The sequence below is a fragment of the Desulfonatronum thiosulfatophilum genome (assembly GCF_900104215.1).
GTDB lineage: Bacteria > Desulfobacterota > Desulfovibrionia > Desulfovibrionales > Desulfonatronaceae > Desulfonatronum > Desulfonatronum thiosulfatophilum.
Genome location: NZ_FMXO01000003.1, coordinates 60,808 through 78,842 on the forward strand (window position 1 = coordinate 60,808; position 18,035 = coordinate 78,842).

19 protein-coding genes are annotated in these 18,035 nt (G+C 57.4%); 16 read left to right on the forward strand and 3 right to left on the reverse strand.

The window, feature by feature from the left end:
* Positions 1 to 154: 154 nt before the first annotated feature.
* Positions 155 to 718 carry a tetratricopeptide repeat protein gene (locus BLP93_RS02960; protein WP_092117387.1) on the reverse strand — a complete coding sequence of 188 codons (564 nt, stop codon included), beginning with the start codon at positions 716 to 718 and terminating at the stop codon, positions 155 to 157.
* Positions 719 to 1,044: 326 nt separating this feature from the next.
* Between BLP93_RS02960 and flgB the strand changes: the two genes are divergently transcribed.
* The 8 genes from flgB to BLP93_RS03000 all read left to right on the forward strand — a co-directional run bounded on the left by flgB (position 1,045) and on the right by BLP93_RS03000 (position 7,859).
* Positions 1,045 to 1,455, forward strand: a complete 411-nt coding sequence (gene flgB / locus BLP93_RS02965) for a flagellar basal body rod protein FlgB (protein WP_092117075.1) — start codon at positions 1,045 to 1,047, stop codon at positions 1,453 to 1,455.
* Positions 1,455 to 1,892, forward strand: coding sequence for a flagellar basal body rod protein FlgC (gene flgC / locus BLP93_RS02970; protein ID WP_092117077.1), 438 nt, complete (start codon positions 1,455 to 1,457; stop codon positions 1,890 to 1,892). The genes flgB and flgC overlap by 1 nt, the downstream gene beginning before the upstream one ends.
* A gap of 55 nt (positions 1,893 to 1,947) precedes the next feature.
* On the forward strand, positions 1,948 to 2,253 hold the full coding sequence (gene fliE / locus BLP93_RS02975) for a flagellar hook-basal body complex protein FliE (protein ID WP_092117079.1): 306 nt from the start codon (positions 1,948 to 1,950) through the stop codon (positions 2,251 to 2,253).
* A 136-nt stretch (positions 2,254 to 2,389) separates the two neighbouring features.
* A complete protein-coding gene (gene fliF, locus BLP93_RS02980) occupies positions 2,390 to 3,997 on the forward strand; it encodes a flagellar basal-body MS-ring/collar protein FliF (protein WP_092117081.1) in 1,608 nt (535 codons plus the stop codon).
* A complete protein-coding gene (gene fliG / locus BLP93_RS02985; RefSeq protein ID WP_092117083.1) occupies positions 3,990 to 5,000 on the forward strand; it encodes a flagellar motor switch protein FliG in 1,011 nt (336 codons plus the stop codon). Before fliF ends, fliG begins: the two co-directional genes overlap by 8 nt.
* On the forward strand, positions 4,987 to 5,715 hold the full coding sequence (locus tag BLP93_RS02990) for a FliH/SctL family protein (RefSeq protein ID WP_092117085.1): 729 nt from the start codon (positions 4,987 to 4,989) through the stop codon (positions 5,713 to 5,715). Before fliG ends, BLP93_RS02990 begins: the two co-directional genes overlap by 14 nt.
* Positions 5,715 to 7,040 (forward strand): FliI/YscN family ATPase, encoded by a 1,326-nt coding sequence (locus BLP93_RS02995; protein WP_092117087.1) that lies wholly within the window; start codon positions 5,715 to 5,717, stop codon positions 7,038 to 7,040. The genes BLP93_RS02990 and BLP93_RS02995 overlap by 1 nt, the downstream gene beginning before the upstream one ends.
* Positions 7,041 to 7,337: 297 nt before the next feature.
* Positions 7,338 to 7,859, forward strand: coding sequence for a Slp family lipoprotein (locus tag BLP93_RS03000; protein WP_161946176.1), 522 nt, complete (start codon positions 7,338 to 7,340; stop codon positions 7,857 to 7,859).
* 120 nt (positions 7,860 to 7,979) lie between these two features.
* Here the strand turns inward: BLP93_RS03000 and BLP93_RS03005 are convergent, their stop codons facing one another.
* Complete coding sequence (locus BLP93_RS03005) at positions 7,980 to 9,110, reverse strand: LBF_2804 family protein (RefSeq protein ID WP_092117091.1); 1,131 nt, start codon at positions 9,108 to 9,110, stop codon at positions 7,980 to 7,982.
* A 108-nt stretch (positions 9,111 to 9,218) separates the two neighbouring features.
* Positions 9,219 to 11,684: a mechanosensitive ion channel domain-containing protein gene (locus BLP93_RS03010; RefSeq protein WP_092117093.1), complete on the reverse strand. Its 2,466-nt coding sequence runs from the start codon at positions 11,682 to 11,684 to the stop codon at positions 9,219 to 9,221.
* A 284-nt stretch (positions 11,685 to 11,968) separates the two neighbouring features.
* Here BLP93_RS03010 and BLP93_RS03015 point away from each other — a divergent pair, with 284 nt between their 5' ends.
* The 8 genes from BLP93_RS03015 (at position 11,969) to cbiD (ending at position 18,034) form a co-directional block, all read left to right on the forward strand.
* Positions 11,969 to 12,274: a helix-hairpin-helix domain-containing protein gene (locus tag BLP93_RS03015; RefSeq protein ID WP_092117095.1), complete on the forward strand. Its 306-nt coding sequence runs from the start codon at positions 11,969 to 11,971 to the stop codon at positions 12,272 to 12,274.
* A complete protein-coding gene (locus BLP93_RS03020; RefSeq protein WP_167353011.1) occupies positions 12,267 to 13,028 on the forward strand; it encodes a class I SAM-dependent methyltransferase in 762 nt (253 codons plus the stop codon). Before BLP93_RS03015 ends, BLP93_RS03020 begins: the two co-directional genes overlap by 8 nt.
* A complete protein-coding gene (locus BLP93_RS17155; protein WP_208596551.1) occupies positions 13,015 to 13,341 on the forward strand; it encodes a GNAT family N-acetyltransferase in 327 nt (108 codons plus the stop codon). Before BLP93_RS03020 ends, BLP93_RS17155 begins: the two co-directional genes overlap by 14 nt.
* Positions 13,338 to 13,541, forward strand: coding sequence for a hypothetical protein (locus BLP93_RS17160; RefSeq protein WP_208596552.1), 204 nt, complete (start codon positions 13,338 to 13,340; stop codon positions 13,539 to 13,541). The genes BLP93_RS17155 and BLP93_RS17160 overlap by 4 nt, the downstream gene beginning before the upstream one ends.
* A gap of 48 nt (positions 13,542 to 13,589) precedes the next feature.
* On the forward strand, positions 13,590 to 14,387 hold the full coding sequence (locus BLP93_RS03030) for an NYN domain-containing protein (protein WP_092117097.1): 798 nt from the start codon (positions 13,590 to 13,592) through the stop codon (positions 14,385 to 14,387).
* A 366-nt stretch (positions 14,388 to 14,753) separates the two neighbouring features.
* Positions 14,754 to 16,181, forward strand: coding sequence for a cobyrinic acid a,c-diamide synthase CobB (locus BLP93_RS03035; protein WP_092117099.1), 1,428 nt, complete (start codon positions 14,754 to 14,756; stop codon positions 16,179 to 16,181).
* Between the two features lie 2 nt (positions 16,182 to 16,183).
* The gene (locus BLP93_RS03040) at positions 16,184 to 16,858 is read left to right on the forward strand and encodes a precorrin-8X methylmutase (RefSeq protein WP_092117101.1); all 675 of its coding nucleotides are present in this window, start codon (positions 16,184 to 16,186) and stop codon (positions 16,856 to 16,858) included.
* A 36-nt stretch (positions 16,859 to 16,894) separates the two neighbouring features.
* Positions 16,895 to 18,034 carry a cobalt-precorrin-5B (C(1))-methyltransferase CbiD gene (gene cbiD / locus BLP93_RS03045; RefSeq protein ID WP_092117103.1) on the forward strand — a complete coding sequence of 380 codons (1,140 nt, stop codon included), beginning with the start codon at positions 16,895 to 16,897 and terminating at the stop codon, positions 18,032 to 18,034.
* Position 18,035: the final 1 nt, after the last annotated feature.

Genomic DNA, 18,035 nt, shown 5'->3' on the forward strand with positions numbered 1-18,035 from the left:
CGATTTGTCCGTTCCATTTGCTGAGTTAAACATGAGTGCAAAGAACGACCTGAATGCAGTGGGTGTTTTTTCAAGGGAAATCGTAGTCGTTGGGACGCCATGACCAGGATCAGGCGCCCCAACGACACGCAGAGGAGCAAGGCTAGTTCGTGTGTTATTGAACCATCTCGAGCAGAAGTTCCTTGGCTGGGTCGTAGGTCGGGTCGATCTCCAGGCACTGTTCAAGCTGTTCTTTGGCCTGAGTGACTTTGCCTAGCTTGATCAGGACGCCTGCCAGGGTGAAGCGTATTTCAGCCTTGTCCGGGTTGAGTTCAAGAAAATTTTCCAAGGGTGAGATGAGCTTGTCCAGGCAGTCCAGGCTGTGGGCAACCTGGACCAGTCCGTAGAGGGCCACCAAGTTTTCGGGGTTGAGTTCCAAGGCCTGGGAAAAATGCTCATATGCATCGTTTATGACGCCGGTCTCCATTTCCACCAAAGCCATGCCTGCAAGAGATTTGTCTGTGGATTGAATTTCCGTTGCGCGTCTGTAGAGGCTGAGTGCATTCTCAAGGTGTCCACGTTGGACCGCGACTGTTGCCAAACCCAGATATGGATCAGGATGCGTTCCGTTGGAGTTGGCGGCTTTTTCATAATACTGCTCCGCCTTGTCCAGCTCGCCCATGAACAGATAGCACTCTCCAAGTTCTTTGTTGATTTCATAATCAAGATGGCTGGTCATGATGATATCTCCTCTGTGTAGATAAATGGGTTCTTCAGCAGTTGTTCCTGTCTGAAATCCGACTGTTTCCTTGTCGTCAGCATCTTTCATGCCAAGCATGGACTGCAACGATTGCCTCCTGGAGAGGCAAGATGTCGGCTGGGAACGTAACATTGGGATTCGGCAGGCGGGCCATAAGGCGCTGGTTGCGTAGTGAAGGCTAAAGCGCTGGGTGTTTTTTTTTTGGAACGGGAGTTGCTACTTCTGGACGAAAAACCCTTTAGAATAGTCTTGCAACCCAAGTGTCGCAGCCATGGCACGCTGGAAGAAAATGGAGGAAATACAACGTGAAAAGCCTGTTCGGTTCACATATTCATCTCCAGGCCAAGGTCCTGGATATGCGCCTTGAACGTCAAAATGTCGTCGCAGGGAATTTGGCGAACATCAAGACGCCGGGCTACAAGGCCCGCAGCCTGGAATTCGAGGAAGATCTGCAGCGAGCTTTGGGATTGGATGCACGGGGGAAGATGACCCGGACCAACGCAAGTCACATGCCGGCGGAATTCGACGCGAAAAATTTTTCCGCTGACTTCATAAAGGATCTCAAGCCGCGCGTAACGCAGGGCGAGGATGCCGTGGATCTGGACAAGGAGATGACAACAATGGCCAAGAACACGCTGCTCTATAATACGCTGATTACGACGTTGCAGAAGAACTTTGAAGGATTGAAGACAGTCATTACTGAAGGAGGTCGCTAATGGACTTCATGACCGCTCTGGATATCGGTGCTTCCGGATTGAGTGCCGAACGGACGCATTTGAACGTCATATCCATGAATCTGGCCAATGTGAACACGACTCGTACACCTGAAGGCGGTCCATACCGCAGAAAAAGCGTTGTCTTTCAGTCCACCCCCCTGGATTCCCCATTCACCAAGGCCATGCGCTCCGAACTTGAGCGGGAGGTGCAGGGCGTGAAAGTCAGTGGAGTCGTCACGGACCAGCGGCCCCTGAAAAGGGTTTATGATCCGGGCCACCCTGATGCGGATGGGCAGGGCTACGTCAGCCTGCCGGACATCAACGTGGTCGAGGAAATGGCGAACATGATGACGGCCTTGCGCACGTACGAGGCCAACGCCGCCACGGTTTCCTCGGCCAAGGCCATGTTCAACAAGGCTCTGGAACTGGGTAGATAACGAGTCGGCTGTCCATCGCCGCGAGATTTACATTCATGCATCTTTGGAGGAGTACATGGCCATTTCACCCATCGCCCTGAAAGCGTATGCTCAAGCGGCAAAGATGCCGCGCCCCGAAACCGTTCAGCCTCACACCGAGGCCAAATCATTTACCTCCACGCTTCAGGATTCCTTGCGCAACGTGAACAATCTTCGTCAGGAATCCGTCGGAATGATCGAATCCTTTGCCGCGGGTGAAAACCAGAACGTGCATGAGTTGATGATTGCCATGCAGAAGGCAAGTTTATCCATGAACATGACTTCCGCCGTACGCAACAAACTCATGGAAGCCTATAAGGAAGTGATGCGCATGCCCTTCTAAGTGAAGGTAAACGAACCTCCGACCTGAGCAGCGCCGTAGTGCTTTACGCACTCCCACTGCCTGACGGACCGGCCTCACCCTGATCGCCTTGTATGACAACTTCAACATTCTAAGCCCCCGAGCCGGAGAAAAGACCATGCCTCCCTTTCTGGAAAATTTGAAAGCCAAAGCGCTCCTCATCTGGAACGATTCCAGCGTCTCTCAACGCATCATGGTCGGAGGACTGGCGTTTTCCATGGTCCTTGTCTTCTTTCTTTTGTTGTACTGGATGGGACGTCCGGACTACGCCGTGCTTTATGATCGCTTGGCTCCGGAGGATGCCAACCGGGTGGTGAGTACGCTGCAAACCGCCAAAGAGCCGTTTCGTTTGACGGACAACGGCCAAACCATCCTTGTCCCGGTGGATCGGGTGCATGAATTGCGGTTGCGGATCGCCGGGGAAGGAGCATTGCGCGGATCGGGGCTTGGTTTTGAAATTTTTGACGACGTCAAGCTGGGTCAGACGGACTTCATCCAGCGCATCAATTATCAGCGAGCGCTGCAAGGTGAATTGTCCAGAACCATCAGCGAGTTTCCGGAAGTAGACAGCGCCAGAATCCATCTGGTCATTCCGCATCGCAGCCTGTTCATTGAAGAACAAAGCCCGCCCTCCGCCGCTGTGATATTGACCATGCGCCAGGGCGCTCGCCTGGAATCCCGGCAGGTTCAGAGCGTCGTCAATCTGGTGACCTCCGCAGTGGAAGGATTGACAGCGGATCACATTACCGTGTCGGACACCAGCGGCCGGGTGCTGTATCAGCCAAAGGCCTCGGATACGTTTGAAGGGCTGTCCAGCACGCAGTTGGAGTACAAGCTGCAACTGGAACAGACGCTGGAGCGCCGCATCGACCAGATGCTCATTCCGCTGTTCGGACATGGCCAGGTGATCGCCAAGGTGAATACGGATCTGGATTTCAGTCATCGCACCATCCGCAAGGAAATGTTTGATCCGGACAGCGCCGTGGTCCGCAGCGAGCAGAAAAGCGATGAAGCAAGTTCAGGGCAGTCCCACCTGGACGGCGGCGTGCCTGAACCGCAGTTTCGTGGCGAGGGCTTTGCGGGACACGGAACGCTCCAGGAGAGCACTCGCTCGTCCTCCACGATCAATTTCGAGATCGACCGCGAAGAGCAGCAGATCATCATGCCCATGGGGCAATTGCAGCGGCTCAGTGTTGCGGTTATCGTCGACGGCATTTATGAAGCGGCACCCGACGGTTCGGGCCATGTTTTCATTCCCCGTAGCGCGGAGGAGTTGCAGCGGATTGAGCAGTTGGTCCGCAACGCCATCGGATATGACGGAGCACGGGGGGACAGCGTGGAAGTCTCCAGCATTTCGTTCGGCGGCCCAGAGGTTCTTCCGGCACCGGGACTGGCGGACATCATCCTGGATTACGGTCGACAGTTCGGCAAGCCGATACTCAACTTTCTGTTGGTCCTGTTGTTCCTGCTCCTGGTGCTTCGACCGGTGGTTCTGGCCATGATCCGGCCCCGTGTCGCCGAACAGGACGATTCAGTGGTGGAAGGGCTGCCGAGCGGGGATATGCAACAGATGGCTCTGGAAGAGGCCGAAGCGTTGGAGAGCGAAACCGTTCTGGCCCAGCGGCGCATGGAGCAGCTGAAGCAGCAGACCGAAGAACTGTTGCAGAAGAACATGGAGCAAAGCATCAACGTGCTCAAGATCTGGTTGAAAGAGGAGAATGCCTGAAGTGGCTGAAAAAATATCCGGCACCCAAAAGACAGCCATCCTGCTTCTGGCCTTGGGCGACAAGTATGCCGTGGACGTGTTCAAGCACCTGGACCGGCGAGAGATCTCCCGGGTGAGCAAGGCCATGGTCGAAATGGATTCGGTTCCCAAGGAGATGGTTGAGAACGTCCTTAGGGAGTTCAACCAGATCCTGTCGCTGGGCGAGAATATGCTCGTGAGCAGTCCGGATCGGGTTCGGCGGATGTTGCAGGGGCTGGACAGCGATACGGCCAAATACGTCCTGGATTCGTTGGATCTGGACGCCGGTCCCGCGCCGTTCAAGTCTCTGGAGAACGTGAGTCCAAAAATGCTGGCCCAGATCCTGCGCAACGAACATCCCCAAACCCTGGCCCTGATTCTCGGGCACCTGGATTCGGAGCAGGCGGCGGGTCTGCTCCAGAGCATGCCCACGGCCGTACGTGCGGAGGTCCTGATCCGTCTGGCCAAACTGGAGGCTGTTCCAGAGGACATGCTGGTGGAAGTGGGCAGGATTCTGGAGCGACAATTGATTGCCATGGGAGGCCGCGAGGGCAAGAAGGTCGGGGGAATTCCCGCGGTTGCGGAGATTCTCAATGCCGTGGACCGTAGCACGGAAGAAGAGGTGCTCTCGGACATCGAGGAAGAGTCCACCCAGTTGGCCGAAGATATCCGTCAGCTGATGTTCGTGTTCGAGGACATCAAGCAGCTGGACGATCGCAGCATTCGCGAATTGCTCAAGGAAGTCAGCAACGACGAACTTACCCTGGCCTTGAAGGGCGCCAGCGAGGACCTTCGGGACAAGTTCTACTCCAACCTTTCGGAACGCGCCGCGACCATGATCAAGGAAGATCTGGAGATCATGGGGCCGGTCAAGCTTTCGGAAGTGGAAGCGGCGCAGATGAACGTGGTCAAGGTCGTTCGCAGGTTGGAGGCGGAAGGTCGGATCATCATCACGGGCAAGGGAGGCGGGGATGTCCTTCTCTAGTGCCCCGGGCGCCGATCAAAAGCCGGAAGGCAGGATCATCATCGGTCCGCGCTCCGTGGGTCTGGCTGAGCTGACCTTGAACAGCGGGCGCCAGGAAGCCTGGAACTTGGAAGCCGAGGAGGAGTATCTGTCTCGTGTGCGAATTCGAGCCCAGGACATGGCCAGGGAGATTCTGGCCCAGGCAATGGCCGAAGCGGAGCAAGTCCGTGCTCAGGCCCATGAGGAAGGGTATCATGCTGGCCAGGCCCAGGCGGATGCTGAACTCATGGTGGCCCGGGAACAGGCCGCGGACCAGTGTGCCGCCATTTTGAACGCAATTCAGGAGCAGGGCAAAAAGGTGTGGCGGACGCACCGCGCGGACTTGATTTCACTATTGCATATCATGGTGGAAAAGACCATTGCCGTGGAATTGGAGGCGCATCGCCAGGAGAGCCTTGCCGTTCTCCTGGATCAGGCCGTGGACATGATCGACTCGAAGCGTAAGATGGTCTTTTCAGTGCACCCTCGGGATCGCGAACTGATTGAGGCGATGCTGCGTCAAACCCGAAACGGGGGTGATCAGCTGGACAACTGGAAGATCAAGGAGGATCCGCGGATCGAACAAGGCGGACTGATTCTGGAATGCGATCACGGCATGGTGGACAACACCATTGCATCACGCAGGGCCGGTTTGGAGGACATTATCGCGCAACTGACTCTTGAGGAAAGCAACTGATGGGTCTGTCTCCGCAGAATTGCATCAATGTGCTCCGGGAGACGGATCCGGTCCAAACCTACGGCAAGGTGTCCAAGGTGGTCGGACTGCTGGTCGAGGGCCGGGGCATGAAGGCTTCCCTGGGATCTTTTTGCCGCCTGCTGTCCGATGACGGCAAGGAAGACATCCCGGCGGAAGTTGTGGGTTTTCGTAATGGTTCCGTGCTGTTCATGCCGTACGGCGAGATGCGGGGCATCCGGCCAGGTAGCTTGATCCAGAACTCCAACACGCCGCCGTTGTTTCCCGTGGGCGACCAGATGCTCGGCCGCGTGGTGGATGCCTTTGGCCGACCCATGGATGCCGGTCCCCCTTTGCGCGCATCCCAGTATTACCCGTTGCATGCCAATCCCTTGAATCCCTTGAAACGGCCCCGGATCATGGCGCCGTTGGATACCGGCATCCGGGCCATCAACGGCCTGCTGACTCTGGGCAAAGGACAGCGGGTGGGAATCATGGCCGGTTCCGGCGTGGGCAAGAGCACCCTGATGGGCATGCTGGCCCGGTATACGAAGGCGGACATCAACGTGATCGCCCTGGTGGGCGAACGCGGGCGAGAGGTGCTGGACTTCATGGAAAAGGATCTGGGACCGGAAGGTTTGGCCAGGTCCATTCTCATTGTGGCCACTTCGGAACAGGGCCCGCTGGTCCGGATGCGCGCCGCCTTCGCCGCAACGGCCGTAGCCGAATATTTCCGGGACAAAGGCAAGGACGTGATCCTGATGATGGATTCCGTAACCCGTTTCGCCATGGCAGCCCGGGAAGTGGGACTGGCTGCCGGCGAACCGCCCACCACCCGCGGATACACGCCCACGGTTTTCGCCATGCTGCCACGGCTGCTGGAGCGGGCTGGAAACAGCGAAAAAGGCAGCATTACCGGAATTTACACTGTCCTTGTGGAGGGTGACGATTTTTCCGAGCCTGTGGCGGATTCCGTCCGCTCCATTCTGGACGGGCACATTGTACTGACCCGGGAACTGGCTGATCAGGGCCATTACCCGGCCGTGGACGTGCTCAAGAGCGTCAGCCGGCTGCGGGCCGACGTCTCGCCGCCGGACATCATCCGGTCCGGTCAGGAATTCGTCCGCACCCTGGCCACTTTCAAAAAGGTCGAGGACATGGTGAATATCGGCGCATACGCCAAGGGGAGCAGTCAGGAAATTGACTTGGCGTTGCAGCGCATCGGCCCTATTCAGAATTATCTGCGCCAACAGGTTGATGAATGCCAATCCCTTGAGGAAAGCTATACAGCCTTGCACGCATTGCTGGAGAGAACTGCCGGAAAGTGACGTCTTCGGTGGCGTTCTCGACGCTTGCGGATTTTCTTCTTACAAGGCCAATCTTGATTCAAGAAACAGCACCCCACTCTACAGCAAGACCTTCCCACGGGTGAGGCCAGCCTTTGGCCTGGCTATCCCTTCTGGAGTGATTACTCTGCAACTCCTCAGCACTACGCTATTCCGGCTTCCGCCGGAATGGCTTATAGTAACATTTCCAAGGCAGTAATGCTAAGCCGGTGTTCAGGTTTCTTCCCGGATAATGGCGGCGGAAGATGCATTTTCATCAGATTTCAGGGGAGGTGGAAGATGCAAAAATTCTTTTTTCCTCTGCTGATGGGAACACTCATTCTAGCGGGGTGTTCCCAGGCTGTTTCTTCTTCCTTATTGCGGATGGCGGATCAGGATCTCTCCTTTGCCCAGTTGATGCGTCATCCCCAGGCGCACAGAGGGAAAGTCGTTGTTCTTGGTGGAGTTGTCGTCCTGGCCGATGAGAGAGAAAACGGGACGTTGCTGACCATTGAACAGACCGGCATGGGCAACAGCAGACCCGGGAATCTGGAGGCATCCGCAGGACGTTTTCTTGCCTTTGATGATGGATCGTCAGCTCCGAGCCGGTTCGTCCATGGAACCAAGGTCACCGTGGCCGGCCGGGTGGAGGGGGAAGAGCAGAGATATCCTTATCTTGTCGTCTTGGAAATCCATCGATGGGAGGAGCGACCCGAGGCGCGCTTTGATCCAACACCCGAAGAACCTTTAAATTTCAGGGATGGTTACGGGAGGAGGATGCCCAGGCTTTTTCCCGAGAGGAATTATCCGTTCAATCCTTGAGTAGCCGTGGCAGACGCATTATCCAGCAGATTAAATCTCTGTTCAGAACAACCTGCTCAATGCCCAAGCAACCTTGATCCACCGGACAACCCTCGTTTCTTCGGAGAGGGAGCAGGCGGATCATGACGCTTGCGAGGTGACCGCGTCGATTTGCGAGGCTTCCAGCCCCTGGCCGTCATACACGCCGCTTTGCAGGGATTTCAATGCGCCCTTGTCTATTCCGCGGCCCAGATCTCTTGCCGTCTCTTCAAGAAATACCCGTTGGGCTCTGCGCGAGGAGCCGCGTAGAATGGTGGTGGCGATCAGCATGCGCAGCAACGTCTTTTTGCCAGTCTTGCCCAGCTTGCTTTCGTTCAGAACGCCCTCACGCCATTCTCCCCTGACCTCCCCCTTGTCCAGCTTCCATCTCTCAAGGAGCTGCCCCAGCAGCAGGACATAGTTCGGGTGTGCATCCTGGCTGCGGACCACGCTCTCGGCGACGGCCATATACAGCACTTCTTTCTGGGACTGGTCCAGTGATTCTCCATCTTCCTTGGTAATGGCTTCGAGGTCGCGGATGGCCACGGGACCGGCGATCCGGATGCGTGCCTGACGCAGTATCCAGTAGGTGATCAAGGCATTCCAGAAGGCGAAGACTCCGATTGCGGCGAAGGGGATAAGGGATCTCAGGGCGGCCCGAGCAAGAACGCGGCGTAGGATCACCCTTAGGACCATGCTGGTCGCTCCGACCTTGAGCCGGTAGAAAATCGTGTACATGAGCAGCTTCCATCGCGGCAGCCTGGAATAGGGATCGACGCCGTGGAACGCGGCTCTGGGATTCGGCATGTCCAACGCGGCTCGAGACAAGCCCAGGACCATCATCCTTTCCACGTCGTCGCGGTCGATGTCCAGGCCGGCTTGGGTGGCAACGCGGCCGACGGTTCGAAAAATTCGCCAGTAAAGAATGATGATCTCTGCTCCGCTGATCACCAGCCCCAGGGCGGAGAAGATAACCCAGTACAGCCATCCCTGGTCTTCCCCGAACCATTCCTCGAGTCCCATTTCGGTTACACCGAAGAGCATTCCGGAGACCGCTCCAAGGATGGACGCCTGGATGATCGTGCTCCGCTCGATCTTCCGGATTTTGTGCAGAATCTCTTTGGGCCAATGGCTCAGTGCGGGCTGATCCGCTCGGGAATGCCTGCGCATCCAGCGCAGGCCCCAGCGTTCAAAGATGTTCAGGGTGTCCGTATGCGGCGCCGCTGGACGCATTCCGTTCTACTCCTTGCTTATTTGGTCTTATGTTCATGAAAAAATAAGCATGCCTTGATTCATCCGCAAGCTGCCGCAAGAGCCGGCCATGCCAAAATGGCTGAGCATTTACGTCTTGCTTTCCGTTTCAACCCGCTCGATCTCTTCCCGCTCCAGTTCGCTTTTTTCCTGTTCCCGGACCACTTCCTTGGAAGCCTGGGATTCGGAAGTATACTGAATTTCCTGTTTTTCCCGAGTTTCTCCGGGTGAGGAGAGAAGCGGGGGAGACGGCCGGTGATCCTTGGACTCTCTGATGACGCGTATCGGTGGGGCAAAGCCTTTCTTGTCCTCCCCGAACCAGATGGTTTGATGGGGGAAGGGTATTTCAATGCCGCGTTCGTCAAAAATCCGTTTCATTTTTTGCAAAAACGCCCGCCGGATCGTGAACTGACGGCTGGGCATCGTCTTGAGCCGTACCCGGATTTCCACGGCCGAATCGCTGAGATTATTGAGTCCGAACACTTCCAGGTCTTCCAGGATATCAGGTCCCCAGACCGGGTCCTGACGCAATTCCGCTGCCACGTCCTGCAGGGCCTGGACAACTTCACCGTAGTCTTCCCTGTACGCCACCCCGGCATCGATCAGGGCGTAACCGTAGCCGCGGTTGAAATTGCGGATCGCGCTGACCTCCCCGAAAGGAATAATATTCACGGTTCCGGCCAGATCCCGCAGGGTCACCGTTCGAATAGTGAGATGCTCGACCGTGCCGGAGTGGCCGCCTGCCTCGACCCAGTCCCCCACGGCAATGGAATCTTCCAGCAGGATGAAGGCCCCGGAGATCACATCCCGGACCAGGGTCTGGGCGCCGAATCCGACCGCCAGGCCGATTACTCCCGCGCCGGCCAGCAAGGGCGCAATATTGAAACCAAGGTGCGCCAGTACGCTCATGCCGGCAATGATTACCAGAACGATCCAGAAGACATTGCTGAGCATGGGCAGCAGGGTCAACGCGCGGGTACTGCTTTTTCTGTCCGCCGCATTCCGACGTTCCTTGTCCAGGGAAATTTCGATCCTGGCGCTGATGAGTTCCCAGAGCAGGAATGTTCCGGCGATGATCAGGCAAATGAACAGCAGACTGGATATGATCGCCGAGCCCTGAGGCGACAGCAGCCAGTTGAAGGCCCCCATCCCCCAGATCTGCATGATGGAGAAAAAGGCAACAATGTAGAGCAATATGTTGATTGTATGTCTGAACAGCGGCAGATACCGGTTGGCCCTGGCTTCCAGTAGGGGGTGATCCTCCTTGAGTTCATCGCTGATCTTGAAAAGCCGATTGATGCCGCGTCGGCTCATGCGGTCGAGAAATGCAGTCAGAGCAACAATCGCCATGGTCATGATCACTGCTCTGACGACAAAATAGGCGCCGCCTTCGACCTCCAGAACCCATGTTCCGTAAATACCCACGACAATCATCACGGCCAGGATATGCCAGAATTCCGCCAGGCGACGGCGCAAGGCATCCGCCACCTGGTGCTGACGAACAATGGGATCGTTGGCCTCGGATGCGGAGGAGGCTTCCTGATCAGGAAAGGATTGGCCGCGGCGCAGCCACGACGCAACGTCAGCTCTGTTCTGGAGGATAAAAATGATCACCATGAGCGTAATTATCAGGCCGAGCATTTTGAGCAGAAAATGATGCAGGCTGGCAGGAATGCCGAGAATGAGCGCGGCTTCAAGAAGGAAGTAGCCATAGACGCCTATTCTGACGACTCTGCGCATCCAGATGTAAAAATAGCGCCGTGACTCGCTGCGCATCGGCAGAATGCTCAAAGAGGGAACTCCTGGTACCAGCACCAGTCGGGTGAATGTCAGGATGACACGCACCAGAACGCTGGAATTGACCAGGGTCAAAGCAACCAGTCTGGTGACGACCCGCGGATCCAGGAGAGTCAGCACGCCATAGGCAGCAAGACCAAAGGCAATGATCGGTATCAGGTCCAGCAGGGATCTCCCAAACAGCAGCAGGGTCCTGAACCATTGCCTGTCCTCTTTACGGTCTTCAAGAGCCTTGCGCATTCCGCCAAGGAGCCGCGAAACAAGGACCTGGGCCAGCCAGCCCACGAGAAGAACCAGGATGATCTTCCCGGTCATTTCACCCCACGTTCTCAGCACGGCCGGATCCTGAGCCTGCACGGCCAGTTCGCGAAGCAACGAAGGTATTTCGAGAAACTTGTCCGCGCTCGCGGCGAACTGGCGATTCACGTTCCGCATGGATTCCGACACTGAGGAAAGCAGATGCGCGACAAGGCCTTCGGGTTCGGATACCTGGGAGGCAGGGTCAGCCGCCTGGGCAGCGAGAAGAAGACGCAGATTCTCCTTCAATTGGTTCAATTGTTCAGGGTTTTCCAGGTCTCGCAAAAGTCGTTCAATGCCGGCCTGGGTCATGTCGGGCTGTGTCGCGCTGGAGGTTGCACCCCCGAACTGTTCGAGGATTGACGTCTGCTGCGCATGCGAAGAGACAGAAGCAAAAACGATCATCAATGAACTCAGAAAGAACGCTATCATAAATCCTGCGTGGTGGAATTGGCGGGACATGAATTCTCCTTGGAAGATATTGGAAATATCGAGAGGCGATATCAAGATCCGGGAGTCAGGAATTTTGCCTTTTGCTTGATAATGTTGTCAAAGTCACTCATCCGAAACTCGGAAGGCTCAATGTTGCTGCTCGAGGTGATGGATTGCTCCGACACATGGTTCCCGGGATTGATGGAAAATTCCTGTACGGCGCGAGTGCCGTTTCGGCAGAATCAGTTCTTGCGGATGGGCGCTCTTGAAGGTAGCAAAAGGGATCGCGACAGGATTCGGACAGGAGGCAGCGGATGGAGCATGAAGACGTCAAGAAGTTGGAGGACATTCCCAATGTCGGGCGGATCATCGCTGAAAAGCTGCGCCGTGTCGGCATTGATCAGCCCGGCGATCTTGTCGGCCAGGACCCGTATGCGCTTTTCGACCGGTTGGGTGTGCGGACAGGAACAAAACATGACCCCTGCCTGCTCGACGTCTTCATCTCCGCGGTCCGCTACATGGAGGGGGCGCCGAGAACGCCATGGTGGAGCTATACCCGGGAGCGCAAGAAGACGCTTCAGGGAAGAACTGCTTTCGAATCAGGAGGCGGGCGTGAGTGAAAAGCCGCGGCTCTACGCCGACCTGGCATGGCTTTGGCCCATGTGGGGGGACCACAGGGATGAGTATGCACGGTACAGCGCTCATATAACCCGACTCATACGTCAGTATGCGCGGCGACCCGTTGCGTCATTGCTGGACATCAGTTGCGGCGGAGGCAAGAATGTTTTCAATCTGAAACACGCATTTCAGGTCACCGGACTGGATTTGAGTCCGGTGATGCTCAATCTCGCCTCCTCGCTCAACCCGGAATGCGAATTCATCATCGGAGACATGCGCACCTTTTCGCTGGACCGAAAATTTGACGCAGTAGTCATGGATGACGGAATTTCCTACATGCTGAACCGGACGGATCTGGCCGAAGCTATGGGAAATGCATTTTCCCACCTGGAGCCCGGCGGTGTCCTGATCGCCACTCCGGACGTCACCACCGAAACATTCCGTCAAAATCTGACGACCTGCACTCCGGGCGTACGTGAATACCAACCGGAAGGCGTTGACGTGGTCTTTGTTCAAAATGTCTATGATCCTGACCCGCGCGACGAACAGTACGAATCGACGATGATCTACCTGATCCGGGAGCATGGCCGGTTACGGGTGGAGACGGATCGGCACGTACTCGGAATTTTTTCCCGGAATGTTTGGATGCAGGTGCTGATCGACGTCGGCTTCGAGGTGCACTGCGAAGCCTTCACCGACGGAGAGAACGAGTATATTATGTTCGCCTGCGTCAAGAAGAGCGATGCAACCTGCTGAAAAGGGCAATAAATCCTCGCTGCACATGCATCTGCACTGTCGTCCGGCAAAAGATCAGGACATTGCCGTCATCTGCGGTTTTCCGCGGAATGCAACGGAGTTGTTCTTTATGTTTCCCAAGGCTACGTTCCCGCTGACTCCTGGCCAGCTGGCGGCGGCCATTGCCTCCCGATCGGATTCGACAGTGGCGGAGCTTGACGGCAAAGCGGCGGCCTTTGCCAATTTTTATCGCTGGGAGACCGGAGGCAATTGCGCCATCGGCAATGTGGCGGTTGCGCCGGAGGTCCGCGGCCGAGGCGTGGGTCTTTTTTGATTCAGGAAATGATCGACCTGGCCGTGTCCAGACACCGGGCCACTGAGGTACATATCTCGTGTTTCAATGCCAACGTTATCGGCATGCTGCTTTACGCCAAGCTGGGGTTTCAGCCGTTTGCCGTTGAAGAACGTCGCGACGAGGCAGGCCGCAGAGCGGCGCTGATCCATTTCCGCCTGCCGATCCGGACGGATTCATGATCCGGCTGGACAGTGTTCGGCGGACAATCCCTGAAACCAGGAGGGACCATGGCATCTTCACGACAAATTTCAAAAATTGATTCGGAAGAACCCTCGCTTCGTTTGGCGGTGCTCATTGACGCAGACAACGCGCAGGCTGCCGTAATCGAGGAACTGCTCGCGGAAATCGCCCGGTTCGGTGAAGCGACCGTAAAACGCATCTACGGCGACTTCACCGCGCCGACAAGTTCGTCCTGGAAGAAGGTCCTGCAGCGCTACGCCATCAAGCCGGTCCAGCAATTCGCCTATTCCACTGGGAAGAACGCCACGGACAGCACGCTGATCATCGATGCCATGGATTTGTTGTATACCCGGAAATTCGATGGTTTTTGCCTGATCACCAGCGACAGCGATTTTACCGGATTGGCCATGCGCATCCGTGAAGAAGGCCTGACGGTGCTCGGTTTTGGCGGAAAAAAGACACCGGATGCCTTTCGAAATGCCTGCCATAAGTTCATTTTCACCGAAGTCCTGCGTCCGTCCGGGGAACAGAGCAAGACAAAATCCAAAACGGAAAATGGTCCCAGCCACGCGCAGCAACTGCCTCCGGAGCCTGCGGAGCCAAAACATGCTTTCCCGCAAAAGTTTCTGCTGACCGCTCTGGATCAATCCACCGACGATTCAGGCTGGGCGCACCTGGCCACCTTTGGCAATTACCTCACCAAGCTGCAGCCGGATTTCGACCCCAGGCTTTTCGGGTACAAGAAACTTTCCGAACTCGTGAAAGCCAAGACGGATCTTTTCGTAACCGAAGAAAGGGAGTCGCCGGGATCAGGGCAGAAGGTTCTGTATTTGCGTGCGAAATAACATTGCATCGACTCTTTTGAGACAATGCAACGCTGAAGCTTGAACCACGGGGTGCACGGGGAGCACGGAGAGAGAGTTTTTGTCACTATTCACCAATGGCCCCGGTTCAGATGGTGGAAACTCTGGGGGCGCCGCACCCAGTGCGGCACGTAACTTTCGCCGAAAGAAACGCATCTGCCGGGATTCGTCAGTCCCAGGTTCAAGCTCAGACTTGTCCAATGTCCAAGGATTTGAGCTGGGTATTAATCTGGTCGTCCCATGATAAGACGTGCCGCACCAGGGTGCGTCGCTCCCAGGGGAAGAGGTGCGGTCCGGAGTACAATTGTGGCATGCACCGACATGTGAGTGGATCGAATTTTTTAGCTTATGAAGCGAACCCATACAGATAACCAAATTGCCTCCGGAGTTGTAATCGCCGGAACCCGGAGCGGGTGCGGCAAGACCTTGGCAACGCTGGGACTGGCCACTGTGTTGCGGGAACGGGGGTTGTGCGTCCAGGGATACAAGGTGGGACCGGATTTCATCGATCCCTCCCACCTGTCCGCGATCTGCGACCGTCCCGCGCACAATCTGGACGGATGGATGCTGAGCCGGGAGAGAGTATTGGAGATCTTTCACCGTTATGCAGTGGAAGTGGATTTCTGCCTGGTGGAAGGAGTGATGGGCCTGTATGACGGAGCTTCCGGAGCGGAGGAAACCGGTTCCACGGCCCAGATGGCCAAATGGCTGGGGTTGCCCGTGCTTCTGGTCGTGGATGCCCGCTCCCAGGGGCGTTCAGCCGCGGCCCTGGTTCAGGGGTTTCGGGACTTCGATCCGGAACTGCATCTGGCCGGGGTGATCTTCACCCAGGTCGGGGGGCCAAGGCATGAAGCCATGCTGCGTGAAGCCATGGCCTCCCACCTCCCGGAACTGCCCTGCCTGGGTTGTTTGCCTCGTCGCTCGGACTTGGAACTTGCCTCCCGGCACTTGGGCCTGCACATGGCCGAAGACTTGGGGTGGGATGCGTCGCGGCGGCGATTTCTGGCCGACTGGGTCGAACAGGGGCTGGACATGGAGTTGCTGCACCGGATTTCACGGCAATCCGCTGCGATATTGAAATCCGTTCCGAGTCTGGACACGGATAATGAACAAGGCGGAAGGGTTCGCCTGGGAGTAGCCAGGGATAGGGCCTTTTGTTTCTATTATCAGGAAAATCTGCGCCTTCTGGAGAATGCCGGGGCGGAACTCGTCTTTTTTTCGCCGCTTACGGATGGCGCATTGCCCGACAATGTGCAAGGCCTTTTTTTCGGGGGCGGATATCCGGAGTTGCATGCCGCTGAATTGACGCAAAACCACGCCATGCGGGCTGCCGTGGCCGCGGCAGCCGAGGCCGGAATGCCCGTCTATGCCGAGTGCGGCGGCATGCAGTACTTGCTGGCCGAGCTGGAAGACGTTGGCGGTGCTGTTTTTCCCATGGTCGGCCTTTTTCCGGCCCGCTCAAAAATGCATTCCCGGTTTCAGGCGTTGGGCTATCGAAAGGTTGAGCTCCGTTTTGCGGGCCTGCTCGGTCCGGCCGGAACGGTCCTGCGGGGCCACGAGTTTCATTATTCCGCTCTCGACGTTCCCCAGGCGGACGAAGTATCCGCCGTCTACCGGATCACGGACAGCCGGGGCCGGGAGTTCCTGGAGGGCTTTCAGCGTACCAATGTGCTGGCCTCCTACATTCATCTGCACTTCGGTTCCCATCCTCCGGCCGCGGCCTCCTTTGTCCGCGCCTGCGCAAACTGGGCGGCAACCGCTTCACAAGGATCTTGACCATGCCTGTCCCCGTGATACCCTTGAACGCCGCCGGATTGGATATCGAAAACGAGTCCATGCGCATTATTGATGCCGAGGTGCCCGAGCCCCGTCCATTCGACGAGACCCAGTGGCCCGTGGTTCGCCGGATGATCCATGCCAGCGCGGATTTCGAACTTATGGATCTGGTTCGGTTCCATCCCCTGGCCGTGGCCGCGGCACTGAAAGCGCTCCAAAGCGGATGCGCGGTGATCACGGATACGCGCATGGCCTTGGCCGGACTTTCAGCCCGGCTCTACGATCCCCTCGGATGCCAGAGGTATTGCCTGATCAACGATCCCCGGACCCTGGAGCGAGCCAATGTCTCGGGCAGCACCCGGGCCGCGGCAGCCGTGGACGTGGCCGCGGCGGAGCACCGCGACGCGATCTGGGTGGTGGGCAACGCGCCCACGGCGTTGCTGCGGCTGTTGGAGCTGGTGGATGCAGGCCGGGTCGTCCCGGCCCTGGTCATCGGCATGCCCGTGGGCTTTGTCCAGGCCGCGGAATCCAAGCAGGCGCTGCTGGAGAACGAGAGTATCGCGTCCATTCTTGTCCGTGGCCGCAAAGGAGGCTCGGCCCTGGCCGCTGCCGCTCTGAACGCTCTGGCCGGGATGGCTCTGCAGGCCGCAACCAAGCCTGATCCGGAGGATGCGTGATGGTCTTGAAGAAACGTTTATCGGTTTTGCGATAAGATGAACCGACGGGGCAAGGTCCGCATCGGCTTCACCACCGGTTCAGCGGCGGTTGCCGCGGCAAAGGCCGGGCTGCTTTTTTTAGCTGCAGGAAAAAGGAACCATCGGATCGGCATTCCTTGTCCGGACGGACATGTGCGGCTGATCATCCCGGTCGAGCACTTGGAACCGGAACCGGACGGCTCGGCAGGGCCGGCGGTGCGCGTCACTGTCCGCAAACGGGCCGGTGACGATCCGGACGCCACGCACAACGCCGCCATCGTGGTTCGCGTCCGAATGGAGGCGGCGGCATATCCGGAGGTTGTTATCCAGGGGGGAAAGGGCGTTGGCACGGTCACTCGTCCGGGGCTGCCCGTGCCGGTGGGTGAGGCGGCCATCAATCCCGGACCGCGGCGGCAAATGCAACGCGCGTTGCTGGAGACGCTGGAACGTCTTGACCTGACCGCCCGGGTCCATGTTCTGGTGGAGGTCCCGGAGGGACTTGTCCTGGCGGAAAAAACCCTCAATCCAAGATTGGGCATACTCGGCGGCATTTCCATTCTGGGTACCCGGGGCACGGTGAAGGCGTTCAGCCACGCGGCGTGGAAGGATACGATCCGTCAGTGTCTGGACGTGGCTCTGGCTGAACAGCTGGACGCTGTTGCTCTGAGTACCGGCGGCCGGGGGCAGCGTTTTCTGGAAGCCGTCCTGCCGGAACTTCCCGGAGCAGCCTTCATCCAGGTCGGAGACCATCCGGGCTTCGCCCTGCGTCAGGCTTCCCAGCGGGGCATGAGCCGCCTGGTCTGGGGAGGATTCTGGGGCAAGCTTGTCAAAATGGCCCAGGGCCGTCCACAGACCCATGCCCGCCTGTTCCCGGTGGATCTTAACGCGCTTGCCGAACTGGCGCTTCGGGTAGGCGTGGAACGGGACCTGGCCGCATCCATTGCCGAGGCGAACACGGCACGGCATGCCCTTGACCTGTTGCGAGCCTCCAGCTGCTGCGAGCAGGCTGTCCGCAGGGTTCTGGAAGCGGCCTGCCGCCATTGTCGTTGCTGGGCACGGGGGACAATGGATCTGGAATTGATTTTGCTGGATTATGACGGTTGCGTGATACAACGTGTTCAGTGCCCGAAGGGCATTGGTAATTCAAGAAAACCTTAGA

What these genes read in the sequence shown, in the direction of transcription:
- BLP93_RS03035 (WP_092117099.1), top strand. Translation starts at nt 14,754, where the DNA reads ATGAAGCGAACCCATACAGATAACCAAATTGCCTCCGGAGTTGTAATC.
- fliG (WP_092117083.1), top strand. Translation starts at nt 3,990, where the DNA reads ATGCCTGAAGTGGCTGAAAAAATATCCGGCACCCAAAAGACAGCCATC.
- BLP93_RS03005 (WP_092117091.1), bottom strand. Translation starts at nt 9,110, where the DNA reads ATGCGTCCAGCGGCGCCGCATACGGACACCCTGAACATCTTTGAACGC.
- BLP93_RS02990 (WP_092117085.1), top strand. Translation starts at nt 4,987, where the DNA reads ATGTCCTTCTCTAGTGCCCCGGGCGCCGATCAAAAGCCGGAAGGCAGG.
- BLP93_RS03000 (WP_161946176.1), top strand. Translation starts at nt 7,338, where the DNA reads ATGCAAAAATTCTTTTTTCCTCTGCTGATGGGAACACTCATTCTAGCG.
- BLP93_RS17155 (WP_208596551.1), top strand. Translation starts at nt 13,015, where the DNA reads ATGCAACCTGCTGAAAAGGGCAATAAATCCTCGCTGCACATGCATCTG.
- fliF (WP_092117081.1), top strand. Translation starts at nt 2,390, where the DNA reads ATGCCTCCCTTTCTGGAAAATTTGAAAGCCAAAGCGCTCCTCATCTGG.
- BLP93_RS03015 (WP_092117095.1), top strand. Translation starts at nt 11,969, where the DNA reads ATGGAGCATGAAGACGTCAAGAAGTTGGAGGACATTCCCAATGTCGGG.
- flgC (WP_092117077.1), top strand. Translation starts at nt 1,455, where the DNA reads ATGGACTTCATGACCGCTCTGGATATCGGTGCTTCCGGATTGAGTGCC.
- BLP93_RS03010 (WP_092117093.1), bottom strand. Translation starts at nt 11,684, where the DNA reads ATGTCCCGCCAATTCCACCACGCAGGATTTATGATAGCGTTCTTTCTG.
- fliE (WP_092117079.1), top strand. Translation starts at nt 1,948, where the DNA reads ATGGCCATTTCACCCATCGCCCTGAAAGCGTATGCTCAAGCGGCAAAG.
- BLP93_RS02960 (WP_092117387.1), bottom strand. Translation starts at nt 718, where the DNA reads ATGACCAGCCATCTTGATTATGAAATCAACAAAGAACTTGGAGAGTGC.
- BLP93_RS02995 (WP_092117087.1), top strand. Translation starts at nt 5,715, where the DNA reads ATGGGTCTGTCTCCGCAGAATTGCATCAATGTGCTCCGGGAGACGGAT.
- cbiD (WP_092117103.1), top strand. Translation starts at nt 16,895, where the DNA reads ATGAACCGACGGGGCAAGGTCCGCATCGGCTTCACCACCGGTTCAGCG.
- BLP93_RS03030 (WP_092117097.1), top strand. Translation starts at nt 13,590, where the DNA reads ATGGCATCTTCACGACAAATTTCAAAAATTGATTCGGAAGAACCCTCG.
- BLP93_RS03040 (WP_092117101.1), top strand. Translation starts at nt 16,184, where the DNA reads ATGCCTGTCCCCGTGATACCCTTGAACGCCGCCGGATTGGATATCGAA.